This is a genomic window from Ensifer meliloti (genome assembly GCF_030064585.1).
Taxonomy (GTDB): Bacteria; Pseudomonadota; Alphaproteobacteria; order Rhizobiales; family Rhizobiaceae; genus Sinorhizobium; species Sinorhizobium meliloti.
The window spans coordinates 721902-734644 of sequence record NZ_CP120364.1 but is presented as its reverse complement, the minus strand read 5'-3'; the positions used below and the strand labels follow the sequence as shown (position 1 = coordinate 734644).

The 12743-nt window shown below is 65.6% G+C and carries 12 protein-coding genes; 4 read left to right on the top strand and 8 right to left on the bottom strand.

Annotated features, from left to right (window positions below; genetic code table 11):
* Positions 1-3: 3 nt before the first annotated feature.
* Genes PZL22_RS03355 through PZL22_RS03345 form a run of 3 tightly spaced genes read left to right on the top strand, consistent with a single transcriptional unit; the run spans position 4 to position 4272 of the window.
* Entirely contained in the window at positions 4-1542 is a 1539-nt protein-coding gene (locus PZL22_RS03355) for a tripartite tricarboxylate transporter permease (protein WP_003536884.1), read from the top strand.
* Between the two features lie 53 nt (positions 1543-1595).
* Positions 1596-2537 (top strand): sugar phosphate isomerase/epimerase family protein, encoded by a 942-nt coding sequence (locus PZL22_RS03350; protein ID WP_003536883.1) that lies wholly within the window; start codon positions 1596-1598, stop codon positions 2535-2537.
* A 16-nt stretch (positions 2538-2553) separates the two neighbouring features.
* On the top strand, positions 2554-4272 hold the full coding sequence (locus PZL22_RS03345) for a dihydroxyacetone kinase family protein (protein ID WP_003536882.1): 1719 nt from the start codon (positions 2554-2556) through the stop codon (positions 4270-4272).
* A 150-nt stretch (positions 4273-4422) separates the two neighbouring features.
* Here PZL22_RS03345 and PZL22_RS03340 read toward each other — a convergent pair whose 3' ends face one another.
* The 7 genes from PZL22_RS03340 to phnG are packed head-to-tail and all read right to left on the bottom strand — an operon-like array spanning position 4423 to position 9618.
* Complete coding sequence (locus PZL22_RS03340; RefSeq protein ID WP_003530637.1) at positions 4423-5037, bottom strand: DapH/DapD/GlmU-related protein; 615 nt, start codon at positions 5035-5037, stop codon at positions 4423-4425.
* Positions 5034-5741, bottom strand: coding sequence for a phosphonate C-P lyase system protein PhnL (gene phnL / locus PZL22_RS03335; protein WP_003530635.1), 708 nt, complete (start codon positions 5739-5741; stop codon positions 5034-5036). The genes PZL22_RS03340 and phnL overlap by 4 nt, the downstream gene beginning before the upstream one ends.
* A 33-nt stretch (positions 5742-5774) precedes the next feature.
* Positions 5775-6551 carry a phosphonate C-P lyase system protein PhnK gene (gene phnK / locus PZL22_RS03330; protein ID WP_284718480.1) on the bottom strand — a complete coding sequence of 259 codons (777 nt, stop codon included), beginning with the start codon at positions 6549-6551 and terminating at the stop codon, positions 5775-5777.
* Positions 6548-7441 (bottom strand): alpha-D-ribose 1-methylphosphonate 5-phosphate C-P-lyase PhnJ, encoded by an 894-nt coding sequence (locus PZL22_RS03325; RefSeq protein WP_284718479.1) that lies wholly within the window; start codon positions 7439-7441, stop codon positions 6548-6550. The genes phnK and PZL22_RS03325 overlap by 4 nt, the downstream gene beginning before the upstream one ends.
* Positions 7438-8544 (bottom strand): carbon-phosphorus lyase complex subunit, encoded by a 1107-nt coding sequence (locus PZL22_RS03320; RefSeq protein ID WP_284718478.1) that lies wholly within the window; start codon positions 8542-8544, stop codon positions 7438-7440. Before PZL22_RS03320 ends, PZL22_RS03325 begins: the two co-directional genes overlap by 4 nt.
* Positions 8545-8548: 4 nt before the next feature.
* Entirely contained in the window at positions 8549-9151 is a 603-nt protein-coding gene (gene phnH / locus PZL22_RS03315; protein ID WP_284718477.1) for a phosphonate C-P lyase system protein PhnH, read from the bottom strand.
* On the bottom strand, positions 9151-9618 hold the full coding sequence (gene phnG / locus PZL22_RS03310) for a phosphonate C-P lyase system protein PhnG (protein ID WP_017264122.1): 468 nt from the start codon (positions 9616-9618) through the stop codon (positions 9151-9153). Before phnG ends, phnH begins: the two co-directional genes overlap by 1 nt.
* A 125-nt stretch (positions 9619-9743) precedes the next feature.
* Between phnG and phnF the strand changes: the two genes are divergently transcribed.
* Complete coding sequence (gene phnF / locus PZL22_RS03305; RefSeq protein WP_003530623.1) at positions 9744-10478, top strand: phosphonate metabolism transcriptional regulator PhnF; 735 nt, start codon at positions 9744-9746, stop codon at positions 10476-10478.
* Between the two features lie 11 nt (positions 10479-10489).
* Here phnF and scpA read toward each other — a convergent pair whose 3' ends face one another.
* Positions 10490-12628 carry a methylmalonyl-CoA mutase gene (gene scpA, locus PZL22_RS03300; RefSeq protein WP_284718476.1) on the bottom strand — a complete coding sequence of 713 codons (2139 nt, stop codon included), beginning with the start codon at positions 12626-12628 and terminating at the stop codon, positions 10490-10492.
* Positions 12629-12743: the final 115 nt, after the last annotated feature.

Below are 12743 nucleotides of genomic sequence, written 5' to 3'. Positions count from 1 at the left end.
GACATGGAAAATATCGGTCTTCTGATCGATGGCTTCGGCCACATCCTCAGCTGGAACCACATCCTGCTGATGATCGTCGGCGTGACGCTCGGCATCCTCGTCGGCGTGCTGCCGGGCCTCGGTGCGCCGAACGGTGTGTCGCTGCTCCTGCCGCTGACCTTCTCCATGGACCCGATCTCGGCGATCATCCTCCTGTCCTGCATGTATTGGGGCGCGCTTTTCGGCGGCTCGACCACGTCGATCCTCTTCAACATTCCGGGCGAGCCCTCCTCGGTCGCCACGACATTCGACGGCTATCCCATGGCGAGAGCCGGCCATGCGAGCCGGGCGCTCACGCTCGCCTTCGTTTCGGCCGGCCTCGGCGCGCTTGCCGGCGTCGTCATGATCACGCTGCTTTCGGGCTGGGTGGCGAACTTTGCACTCAAATTCTCCTCGCCCGAATATTTCGCCGTCTACTTCCTCGCCTTTGCGAGCTTCATCTCGATGGGCGCGCAGTCGCCCTTCAAGACGCTCGTCTCGATGATGCTCGGCTTTGCGCTCGCCTCGATCGGCATGGATACGATATCCGGCAATCTGAGGCTCACCTTCGACATTCCCGAACTGATCAAGGGCGTGAGCTTCCTGATTGCCGTCATGGGACTCTTCGGCATCGGCGAACTCCTGCTGACGACGGAAGAGGGGCTGCGCTTCGAAGGCATCAAGGCTCGGGTGCGTCTCTCCGAGATCGGCAGGACGCTGATCGAGATCCCGCGCTACTGGCTGACGATCGCCCGCTCGACGATCATCGGCATCTGGATGGGGATCACGCCGGCCGGCCCGACCGCCGCCTCCTTCATGAGCTATGGCGTCGCCCGGCGCTCGGCGCGCGACAAGTCGATGTTCGGCAAGGGCGATCCGCGCGGCATCGTCGCGCCGGAGACGGCCGACCATTCCGCCGGCACATCGGCCCTGCTGCCGATGCTGGCGCTCGGCGTCCCGGGTTCCGCCACCGCCGCGGTGATGATGGGCGGGTTGATGATCTGGGGCCTGACGCCCGGCCCGATGCTCTTCACCGATCGCCCGGACTTCGTCTGGGGTCTGATCGCCTCCATGTATCTCGGCAATGTCGTCGCCGTCTTCCTCGTGATCGCGACGGTGCCGCTTTACGCCTCGATCCTGCGCGTGCCGTTCTCGATCATCGGACCGATCATCGTCGCGGTGATCTTCTCGGGGGCCTACCAGGTCGCGAACTCCGTCTCGGACATCTTCATGGTGATCGGCTTCGGTCTCCTCGGCTATGTGTTCAAGAAGCTCGACTACCCGCTGGCGCCGCTGGTTCTCGCCATGGTGCTCGGCGACAAGGCGGAAGACGCCTTCCGCCAGTCGATGCTGATGTCGGGCGGCAGCCTCGACATCTTCTGGTCGAACGGCCTTGTCTCCGCCCTGATGGCCGTCGCCCTTGCGCTGCTTCTGTCGCCGCTCTTCTTCTGGCTGATCGGCACATTGCGCAAGCGCAAGAACGAGGTTGCCGCTTCGAGCGGCGACGGCAACGCGGCGGCCTGACCGGCTGCCTCGTCCGGTACCCCTAGTTCCAATTCAATCCCGAGGAGTCCGCCATGGCGCCGCGCAAATGGAACCGTGACAACTGGCCGATTGCGGCCGCGATGATCCAGTACCCCAACCTTCTGCCGGACGGCCGATCGGTGCAGGACCAGCCGGTCGAGGAGTGGGCGGCGACGCTCGCCGACGTGGTCGATGCCGGCTTCACGGAACTGGACCCGACTGACAGCTGGATACGGCTGGCGGATCTTTCGGCGGAAAGGCTCGATGAATTCGTGGGTCTGACCCGGTCTCTCGGCCTCACGATACCGGCGATCTCCACCTCGCGGCGCAGCCTCATAGACCCGGAACATGGCGAGGAATACCTCGCCTATGGACACCGGGTCATCGAGGCGGCCGCCGCCGTAGGCGCCGGTTCCGTGTCCTTCGGCTTCTTCGGCCCGCTGACGGAGGCGCAGAAGAAAGTGCTCTGGTTCTGGACGGTCGACGGCGTGAAGAACCCCGACGACGCGGGAACCTGGCAGTTGGCGGTTTCGCGTGTTCGCGAACTCGGCCGCCATGCCGAAGAACTCGGCATCGAAGTTTCGCTGGAGATGTACGAGGACACCTATCTGGGCACGGCTGACAGTTCCGTGCGCTTCGTTAAGGAGGTCGGCCTCGCCAATGTCGGCATCAATGCCGATCTCGGCAATCTCATCCGCCTGCACCGGCCCGTGGAACATTGGCAGGAAATGATGGCGAAGGTTGCGCCTTTTGCCAAATACTGGCACGTCAAGAACTACAACCGCACGGAAGATCCGGCATCGGGCGTCATCGTCACCCATCCGGCCCCGCTCGAATTCGGCCTGATCAACTATCGGGCGGCAATTCGCATGGCGCTGGCGCATGGCTTCGACAGTCCCTTCCTCTGCGAGCATTACGGCGGTGACGGCCTTTCCGTCAGCGCCGCCAATCGCGACTATCTGAGGCGTATCCTGCCTCGACAAGAAGGACATTGAAGGGGACATTGAAGCGATGACCACGATCTTTGACGCTCCGGAAGATTTCGCCACGACCGCACTCGCCGGTTTCGCAGCGATCTATCAGCGCAACGTCCGCCTGGTGAAGGGCGGCGTCGTGCGCTCGACCAAGGTGCCGAAGGGCAAGGTCGCCGTCGTGGTCGGCGGCGGCTCGGGACATTACCCGGCCTTTGCCGGTTATGTCGGGCCGGGGCTCGCCGACGCGGCGGTCGCCGGCGATGTCTTTGCCTCGCCCTCGACTGCCGCGGTAGCCCGCGTCTGCCGCCATGCCGACCAGGGCGGCGGAGTGCTTCTCGGCTTCGGCAATTACGCCGGCGACGTCCTGAATTTCGGGGTTGCTGCCGAACGGCTTCGCTCCGAAGGCATCGACGTGCGCATCCTGCCGGTGACCGACGACGTGGCGAGTGCGCCCGCGGAAACGTCTGCCAAGCGCCGCGGGATTGCCGGCGACCTCGTCGTCTTCAAGATTGCCGGCGCGGCAGCCGAAGCCGGCAAGTCGCTCGACGAGGTCGAACGGCTCGCGCGTCATGCCAATGATCGGACGGTATCCTTCGGCGTCGCCTTCGGCGGCTGCACGCTTCCGGGTGCTGCCGGCCCGCTCTTCACCGTGCCGAAGGGCCAGATGGCGCTCGGGCTCGGCATTCACGGCGAACCGGGCGTCAGCGAGGAGACGATCGCGACGGCGAGCGATCTCGCAAAGCTCCTTACCGGCAAGCTTCTTGCCGAGCGCCCCGAGGGCTCCAGGAAGGTGGCCGCCGTGCTGAACGGCCTCGGCTCGACCAAATATGAAGAACTCTTCGTGCTCTGGACGGCGGTCGCCAGACAGCTCAATGACGCGGGTCTTGAAATCGTCGACCCCGAATGCGGCGAATTCGTCACCAGCCTCGACATGCAGGGCTGCTCGCTCACCCTTCTCTGGCTGGACGAAGAGCTGGAGGCGCTCTGGCGCGCGCCCACGGATGCGCCGGTGCTGCGCAAGGGCGTGATCATTGCCGCCGAACCGGCGACCGACGAGATCGTAGACGCCGACGGACCGCAGTCTTTCGGCCCTGCATCGGACGCCTCGAAGGAAAGCGGCAAATGCATCGCCCGGCTGATCGGCAATATTGCCGAGGCGCTCAAGGAGGCGGAAGAGGAGCTCGGCCGCATCGACGCCTTTGCCGGCGACGGCGATCACGGCCAGGGCATGCGCCGCGGTTCTGCCGCCGCATTCGACGCAGCACAGACCGCGGTCGTGGCGGGGGCAGGGGCTGCGAGCGTACTTGCTGCCGCGGGCGACGCCTGGGCGGACCGCGCCGGCGGCACCTCGGGCGCCATCTGGGGCCTGGCTCTGCGCTCCTGGAGCAATGCCCTCAGCGATGAGGATAAGGTGAGCGACGCGGCGATCGTGAAGGGCTCCCGCCTCGCACTCGACGGCGTCACGCGCCTCGGCCGCGCGCGCGTGGGCGACAAGACGCTGGTCGACGCGCTGGTGCCTTTCGTGGAGACGCTGGAAAGGGAATCCGCCGCCGGCAGGCCGCTTGTCGAAGCCTGGGATGCGGCGGCCAAGGCCGCACAAGAGGCCGCCGATGCGACCTCCGCGCTGACCCCGAAACTCGGCCGGGCGCGGCCGCTGGCCGAAAAGAGCATCGGCCACCCGGATGCGGGTGCGGTCTCGCTGGCGCTGGTGGCACGGGTCGCGGGTGCGTTTTTGAGGGAAGCTGCGGCGGGTTGATACGCTTGCGGCGGCGGATTTGCCCCTCACCCTAGCCCTCTCCCCGCCTGCGGGGAGAGGGGACTTAAGGGTCTGCGGCTTGTCCCTTCTCCCCGTCGAAACGGGGAGAAGGTCGCGGCAGCGGGATGAGGGGTATCATATGCGCGGCGCCTAACTATACCGCACAAGAAACTCCTCCGCCGTCAGTTCCCGGAAATCGTCCAGCGCGTGGCGCAGCTTGGCGTGATCCCAATCCCACCAGGCGAGCCGGTCCATGGCTTCGCCGATCCTGGCCGTGAAGCGGTCGCGGATGAGTTTCGCAGGGACCCCGCCGACGATCGTGTAGGGCGCGACGTCCTTGGAGACGACGGCGCCGGCGCCGATCACGGCTCCGTTGCCGACGCTCACGCCGGGCAGGACCGTAGCGCCGTGGCCGATCCAGACGTCGTGGCCGATCGTCACCCGGTTCTGCCGCCGCCAGGCGAAGAGATCGTGGTCGGGCTCCGCATCGTCCCAGTACATAGGTGCGCGATAGGTGAAATGATGCAGCGTCGCCCGCCAAGTCGGGTGGTTGGTGGCATTGATGCGCACGGCCGCGGCGATGTTGACGAATTTGCCGACCGTCGCGCACCAGATCGAACCGTCCTGCATGATGTAGGAATAGTCGCCGAACTCGACCTCGTCGAGGCGCGAGCGTTCCTGGACTTCGGTGTAGCGGCCGAGGGTCGAGTTCACGACGCTCGCAGTCGGATGGATGGTGGGTTCGGGGCCGAGTTTCTGGCTCATGCGGCGTATTTCCTCGGCGAGAATTCCGAGACGTCGATGATGCGATCGGCGACCGCCTCGCGCACCTCCTCGTCATGGAAAATGCCGATCAGCGCCGTGCCGGCCGCCTTCTTCCCGGCGATCATTTCCACCACCACGGCGCGGTTCTTCGCGTCGAGCGACGCCGTCGGTTCGTCGAGGAGCAGGATCTTGTGGTCGGTGATGAAACCGCGGGCGATGTTGACCCGCTGCTGCTCGCCGCCGGAGAAGGTGGCCGGCGGCAGAGCCCAGAGTTCCCTCGGCAGGTTGAGCCTCGAAAGCAGCTCGGCCGCGCGCTCCCGCGCTTCCGTCGCCGCCACACCGCGTGCCTGCAAGGGCTCGGCGACGATGTCGAGGGCGGAGACGCGCGGCACGACACGCAGAAACTGGCTGACATAGCCGAGCGTCGTGCGGCGCACCTCGAGCACGGTGCGCGGCTCGGCCGTCGCGAGGTTCACCAGGCGGCCGTCATGTTCCACCAGGATCTGGCCTTCGTCGACGCCGTAATTTCCGTAGAGCATCTTGAGGATCGAGCTCTTGCCGACGCCGGAGGGGCCGCCGAGCACGACGCATTCGCCGGCCTTCACCGAGAAGGAGACATTCGCGACCACCGGCAGGCGCACGCCGTCGCGAAGGTGCATGGTGAAGCTTTTCGCGACTTCCGAGACAACGAGGGGAGTTGGCATGGTCTTTACTTTCCGTTGCGCATTGTCAATGCGTCACACCTGAAGAATCGAGGAAACGAGGAGCTGCGTGTAGGGCTCGCGCGGATCGTCGAGCACCCGGTCGGTCAGACCCTGCTCGATGACGGCGCCGTCCTTCATCACCATCATCCGATGCGAAAGGAGGCGTGCCACGGCGAGGTCGTGGGTGACGATGACCGCCGCAAGGCCGAGGTCGTGGACGAGCCCGCGAACGAGATCGAGCAGGCGTGCCTGCACCGAGACGTCGAGGCCGCCGGCCGGCTCGTCCATGAAGACGAGGCGGGGCGAGGTGACCAGATTGCGGGCGATCTGCAGGCGCTGGCGCATGCCGCCGGAGAAGGCGCGCGGCTGATCGTCGATCCGGTCCTCTTCGATTTCCACGCGCCTCAGCCAGTCGCCTGCCGCCGCGCGTATATTGCCGTAGTGCCGGTCCCCGACCGCCATCAAACGCTCGCCGACATTGGCGCCGGCCGAAACCGTCATCCTCAGCCCGTCCGCCGGGTTCTGGTGAACGAAGCCCCAATCGGTGCGCATCAGAAAGCGCCGCTCCGCCTCGCTCATGCGCGCGAGGTCCCGGTATTGGCCGTCGCGCATGTGATATTCGACGATGCCGGATGTCGGCATCAGCCGGGTCGAGAGGCAGGAGAGCAGCGTGGTCTTGCCCGATCCGGATTCCCCGACGATGGCGAGCACCTCGCCCGGATAGAGCTCGAAGGAGACGTTGCGGCAGCCGATGCGGCTTCCATAGAATTTCGAAACGTCACTGACTTTCAGAAGCGGCACGGCGCTCATTCTGCAGCCTCCTGGCTTTCTTTCGCGGCGGAGGCGAGCATGGCGCCGGCATGGCCGTGCGCCCGGCGATCCTCGCAATGATCGGTGTCGGAGCAGACGAACATGCGCCCGCCCTTGTCGTCGAGCACCACCTCGTCGAGATAGACGTTCTCGGCGCCGCAAAGGGCGCAGGGCTTGTCGAATTTCTGGACCTCGAAGGGGTGATCCTCGAAATCGAGGCTGACGACCTCGGTATAGGGCGGCACCGCATAGATGCGCTTCTCCCGGCCGGCGCCGAAGAGCTGGAGGGCCTCCGACATATGCATCTTCGGATTGTCGAATTTCGGCGTCGGCGAGGGGTCCATCACGTAACGGCCCTCGACCTTTACCGGATAGGCGTAGGTCGTGGCGATATGGCCGTTGCGGGCGATGTCCTCGTAGAGCTTCACATGCATGAGCCCGTATTCTTCCAGCGCATGCATCTTGCGCGTCTCGGTTTCGCGCGGCTCGAGGAAGCGCAGGGGTTCCGGAATGGGCACCTGGTAGACGAGCGTCTGCCCCTCTCGCAGTTGCTCCTCGGGAATGCGGTGGCGCGTCTGGATGATCGTCGCCTCCGTCGTCCTCGTGGTGACGGCGACGTCGGCGACCTTCTGGAAGAAGGCGCGGATCGAAACGGCGTTCGTCGTGTCGTCGGCGCCCTGGTCGATCACCTTGAGCACGTCGTCGGGCCCGAGGATGGAGGCGGTCACCTGCACGCCGCCGGTACCCCAGCCATAGGGCATGGGCATTTCGCGTGAGGCGAAGGGCACCTGATAGCCGGGAATGGCGATCGCCTTCAGGATCGCGCGGCGAATCATCCGCTTCGTCTGCTCGTCCAGATAGGCGAAGTTGTAAGTTGCGAGGTCGTTCATTCGGCGGCCTCCTTCATGCCGTCCTTGCCGCCGGCCTGGGCGGCGTCGTGTTCCCGGCGCATGCGCCTGACCAGGTCGAGCTCGGCCTGGAAGTCGACGTAATGCGGCAGCTTCAGGTGCTCGACGAAGCCGGTCGCCTGGACGTTGTCGGCGTGCGAGATGACGAACTCCTGATCCTGGGCGGGAGCGCCGATGTCCTCGTCGAATTCGTCGGTCCGGAGCGCCCGGTCGACCAGCGACATCGACATCGCCTTGCGCTCGCTCTGGCCGAAGACGAGCCCGTAGCCGCGGGTGAATTGCGGCGGCTGCCTGGACGAGCCCTTGAACTGGTTGACCATCTGGCATTCGGTAACGCGGATGACCCCGAGCGAAACGGCAAAGCCCAGCTCCGGCAGCTCCAGTTCGACCTCGACCTCGCCGATCCTGACCTCGCCGACGAAGGGATGCGTGCGGCCATAGCCGCGCTGCGTGGAGTAGGCGAGCGCCAGCAGGAATCCTTCGTCGCCACGGGCAAGCGCCTGCAGGCGGAGATCGCGCGCCATCGGAAATTCCATCGGCTCGCGCGTGAGGTCGCCCGCCACGTGGCCTTCCGGCATCTGGCCGTCGCCCTCGATCAGGCCTTCGCCGTCGAGAATGTCGGAGACGCGCATGACATGTTCGCCCGGCTCCTTGAGCGCCGGCTCATCGACCGGTTCCTCGCCGATCAGCGACGGGTCGAGAAGGCGGTGCGTATAGTCGAAGGTGGGGCCGAGAAGCTGGCCGCCGGGCAGATCCTTGTAGGTCGCCGAGACGCGCCGCTCGACCTTCATTTTCGCGGTGTCGACCGGTTCGCAATAGCCGAAGCGCGGCAGGGTGGTGCGGTAGGCGCGCAGGATGAAGATCGCCTCGATCATGTCTCCGCGCGCCTGGCGCACGGCAAGCGCCGCAAGCGCACGGTCGTAAAGCGAGGCCTCGGCCATCACGCGGTCGACCGCGAGCCCGAGCTGCTCGACGACCTGATCTATGGTGATCGCGGGCAGCGCCCGGTCGCCGCGCCGGCGGTCGGCCAGCAGCCGGTGAGCATTGGCAATGGCGGCTTCTCCGCCCTTGACGGCTACATACATGCGCTTACTCCCGCTCGAGTTTGGTGGTGCGCGGCAGGCAGAGCACTGCCTCGCGCGCCGTCAGGACGAGATCGATGCCGCGCGGAAAGATCGCCCGGTTGGCGGCCCAGAGGTCGAGGAACACGTCGGGCAGACCCTTCGGTGCGATGACGATCCCGTTCTTGATTCCCGGTCCCCGACCGATGAGCGGCTGCCCGCCTTCGAGCGCTTCCACCTCGACGACGAGCGTGGTGGAACGGTCGGGATATTCCTGGGTGCCGAGGGCGAACTGGTCGAAGCCCGGCACGGCCGCGCCCTTCTCGAAGAAGGCAAAGCGGGCCTCGTCCTTCGTCTCGGTGACGCCGGCGCCGGTGTGAAACGCGATCCACTTCGGCGCTGAGGATTTGGAGAGCGCCGGCGATAGCCAGACCGGCGTGTCATGGTCGCAGAGCGTGAGCGCGACAGCTCCGCTTGCCTGTCCGAGTGGCGCCGGCGGGGCTGCAGCAGTGGACAGCCGGCCGATGGTGCCCGGGCGGGCGAAACAGTCCATAAGGCTGCGGAACACGGACTGCGCCTCGAAGACGGGATCGGCGAAGGCGCTGCTATAGATTTGCGATTGGGCGGTCATCAATCCTCTCCGCGGACCATGGTGAAGAAGTCGACGCGGGTCGCGGCCGTTTCCTCGGCCTTGCGACGGTCTTCCGCATCGAGGCGAGCGGCCACCTGCTCGTGCAGCGCCTCGACGCTTGCGCGATGCGCTGCGCTCTGAAAAAGCGCGTCGAAGATCGCGGCAAAGCGGGCGCGTGCCTTGTCGGTGCCGAGCAGCTGCCCATGGCCGACCTCGCCGGTCGAAAGCCGCACGGTGGCGCGTGAAACGGTGGCCTCGCCGAGATTGAAAGGATCGCCGCCGCCGCCGATCTTGCCGCGCACCATGACGAGCCCGGTTTCCGGACCGCGCACCGGCGCGACCTTCGGCTTGTCGTCGATCGCGTCCCAGGCCATGGAAAGTTCGCCGAGCGTCGCGCGCGCCAGAAGCCGCATGCCTTCCCGGCGCTGAGCGACGCCTGCATCGTCACTTGTCTTCGCTGCGTCCATCATCTCACTCCAAAATGTCTATTGATCTAGACAACTATACATCTTATACCTTTCCATAACCTTCGCAAATGACAGGCTTGTGACATTTGCTAAGAAACCGGCGGCGAAGAAGCGGGGCGAAGAAGATGGTGGCGAAGGTCGTCGAACGGCAGATGGGCGTGGCGCTATGGCGGCAGATTGCCGACAGGATACGGCTCGCGATCAGCAATGGCGACTATGACGCCACCGGCATGGTGCCGCCGGAGACGGCCCTTGCGGCGGAATTCGGCGTCAATCGCCACACCGTCCGCAGCGCGCTGGCCGCACTCGCGGAAGAAGGTCTGGTGCGCGCGGTGCAGGGGCGCGGCACGATGATCGAGCGCAAGGATCGCGTGAGCTATCCGATCTCGCGGCGCACTCGCTTCTCGCAGGGTCTCGGCCGCCAGGTGAGAGAAATCGGAACCGAGCTCCTGGGGCACGCCCAAGTGCCGGCAAGCGGCGAAATCGCCACTGCGCTTGGCGTTCCCCCAGGCACCCCTCTCATCGAGCTCAGCACCGTCAGCAGCGGCGACGGGCGGCCGCTTTCGACGGCGGTCAGCTACTACCCCGCCGAGCGCTTTGCGAGGATGGCGGAGGAATATGCGCAGCTCGGCTCGGTCACCAAGGCCTTTGCCGCGCATGGGCTCGACGACTACGTCCGGGTCTCGACGGAGATCGTCGCGCGCCACGCGGAGGCAGAGGAACTCTCGCTTCTGAAACTATCGCCGGGGGCGATCGTCATGGAGACGCAATCGGTCAACGCCGATCTAGAAGGCCGCCCGGTCGAATATTCGCGAACGCGCTTTGCAGCCGACCGGATGAAGCTCCGGATCGAGACTTGAACTCGGCCGGTTTACACGTTTCGCCGCTTGCCTTCGATCAGGTCCAGCACGGCGCGCGCCGCGTCGAGCACCTGGGTGCCGGGTCCGAAGACGGCGGCGACGCCGTTCTCCATCAGATAATCATAGTCCTGCCGGGGGATGACACCGCCGCAGACGACGATGATGTCCTCGCCGCCGCGCTTCTTCAGTGCCTCGGCAAGTTGCGGCATCAGCGTCCTGTGCCCGGCGGCAAGCGATGAAACGCCGATAACGGTGACCTCTTCGGCGAGCGCCAGATCGGCAGCTTCCTCCGGCGTCTGGAACAAGGGGCCCGCGACGACATCGAAGCCGATATCGCCGAAGGCGGATGCGATCACCTTGGCGCCGCGGTCGTGCCCGTCCTGGCCGAGCTTGGCTACCATGATCTTCGGCTTGTGGCCGAGGCGCTTCGTCGCTTCGCCGAGCCGCCCGGCGAGAACGCCGAGTTCCGGATCTCCTTCATAGGCCTTGCCGTAGATATCGGTGACGACTTCCGGAATGGCGGTGTAATCGCCGAAAGCCTCGCGCATGGCGTCGGTGATTTCACCGACAGTGGCGCGCGCCCGGGCAGCCTCGACCGCGGCGGCGAGCAGATTGCCCTTGCCGCTGCGCGCCACATCGGCCAGCGCGTCCAGCGCTTGCTTCATCTTCTGCGAGTCCCGGCGCCGCCTGGTCTCCTCGATGCGCTTGACCTGTGCCGTCCGAACCGCGGCGTTGTCGATCTGGAGAATGTCGATCGGTTGCTCGTTCTCGAGCCGGTATTTGTTGACCCCTACGATGACCTCCTCGGCGCGGTCGACGGCCGCCTGGCGCCGGGTCGCGGCCTCCTCGATCAGCCGCTTCGGCAGGCCGGCATTGACTGCCTTCGTCATGCCGCCCAGCGCCTCCACTTCCTCGATCAGGGCCCAGGCCTTTTCGGCAAGCTCGTTCGTCAGGCTTTCGACGTAATAGGAGCCGGCAAGCGGATCGACGACCTTCGTCACGCCGGTCTCGTGCTGCAGGATCAATTGCGTGTTGCGGGCGATGCGGGCGGAGAAATCCGTCGGAAGCGCCATCGCCTCGTCGAAGGAATTGGTGTGCAGCGATTGCGTGCCGCCGAGGACGGCCGACATCGCCTCGAAGGCGGTGCGGACGATGTTGTTGTAGGGGTCCTGTTCCTGGAGCGAGACGCCCGACGTCTGGCAATGGGTCCGCAGCATCAGCGAGGACGCCTTCTCGGGCTTGAACTCCTGCATGATCCGCGTCCAGAGGAGCCGCGCGGCGCGCAGCTTCGCCGCCTCCATGAAGAAGTTCATGCCGATCGCGAAGAAGAAGGAGAGCCGGCCGGCGAAATCGTCGACGTTGAGCCCCTTGGCGAGTGCTGCGCGCACATATTCGCGCCCGTCGGCGAGGGTGAAGGCGAGTTCCTGCACGAGCGTCGCGCCGGCCTCCTGCATGTGGTAGCCGGAGATCGAGATCGAATTGAACTTCGGCATCTCCTTCGCCGTATATTCGATGATGTCGGCGACGATCCGCATCGAGGGTTCCGGCGGATAGATGTAGGTGTTGCGGACCATGAACTCCTTGAGGATGTCGTTCTGAATGGTCCCGGAGAGTTTGTCGCGGCTGACGCCCTGTTCCTCGCCGGCAACGATGAAGGAGGCGAGGATCGGGATCACCGCACCGTTCATGGTCATCGAGACGGAAATCCTGTCGAGCGGGATGCCGTCGAAGAGGATCTTCATGTCCTCCACCGAGTCGATCGCGACCCCGGCCTTGCCGACATCCCCTTGGACGCGCGGGTGGTCGCTGTCATAGCCGCGGTGCGTGGCGAGATCGAAGGCTACCGAAACGCCCTGCTGGCCGGCGGCGAGGTTCCTGCGATAGAAGGCGTTGGACGCCTCGGCCGTCGAGAAGCCGGCATATTGCCTGACAGTCCAGGGCCGCCCGGCATACATGGTCGCGCGCGGGCCGCGCACGAACGGTTCGAAGCCGGGGAGCGAGTTCAGATGGCCGATGCCGGACATGTCGTCGCTCGTATAGAGCGGCTTGACGTCGATGCCCTCGGGCGTGTGCCAGACGAGGCTTTCGGGGGAGCCCCTGAGTTCCTTCTCGGCGAGGGCTTCCCAGTCCTTGATGGTCTTTGCGGTCATTGGTTCCACTCCAAGCTTCCGTGCGATGGTGGGCCGCTCATCCGGCTGCCGGTTCCGGGCGCCAGCCCCTAATCCCCCTGCCGGGACCTTCTCCCCGCAAGCGGGGAGAAGGGGT

What these genes read in the sequence shown, in the direction of transcription:
- PZL22_RS03355 (WP_003536884.1), top strand. Translation starts at nt 4, where the DNA reads ATGGAAAATATCGGTCTTCTGATCGATGGCTTCGGCCACATCCTCAGC.
- PZL22_RS03350 (WP_003536883.1), top strand. Translation starts at nt 1,596, where the DNA reads ATGGCGCCGCGCAAATGGAACCGTGACAACTGGCCGATTGCGGCCGCG.
- PZL22_RS03345 (WP_003536882.1), top strand. Translation starts at nt 2,554, where the DNA reads ATGACCACGATCTTTGACGCTCCGGAAGATTTCGCCACGACCGCACTC.
- PZL22_RS03340 (WP_003530637.1), bottom strand. Translation starts at nt 5,037, where the DNA reads ATGAGCCAGAAACTCGGCCCCGAACCCACCATCCATCCGACTGCGAGC.
- phnL (WP_003530635.1), bottom strand. Translation starts at nt 5,741, where the DNA reads ATGCCAACTCCCCTCGTTGTCTCGGAAGTCGCGAAAAGCTTCACCATG.
- phnK (WP_284718480.1), bottom strand. Translation starts at nt 6,551, where the DNA reads ATGAGCGCCGTGCCGCTTCTGAAAGTCAGTGACGTTTCGAAATTCTAT.
- PZL22_RS03325 (WP_284718479.1), bottom strand. Translation starts at nt 7,441, where the DNA reads ATGAACGACCTCGCAACTTACAACTTCGCCTATCTGGACGAGCAGACG.
- PZL22_RS03320 (WP_284718478.1), bottom strand. Translation starts at nt 8,544, where the DNA reads ATGTATGTAGCCGTCAAGGGCGGAGAAGCCGCCATTGCCAATGCTCAC.
- phnH (WP_284718477.1), bottom strand. Translation starts at nt 9,151, where the DNA reads ATGACCGCCCAATCGCAAATCTATAGCAGCGCCTTCGCCGATCCCGTC.
- phnG (WP_017264122.1), bottom strand. Translation starts at nt 9,618, where the DNA reads ATGGACGCAGCGAAGACAAGTGACGATGCAGGCGTCGCTCAGCGCCGG.
- phnF (WP_003530623.1), top strand. Translation starts at nt 9,744, where the DNA reads ATGGTGGCGAAGGTCGTCGAACGGCAGATGGGCGTGGCGCTATGGCGG.
- scpA (WP_284718476.1), bottom strand. Translation starts at nt 12,628, where the DNA reads ATGACCGCAAAGACCATCAAGGACTGGGAAGCCCTCGCCGAGAAGGAA.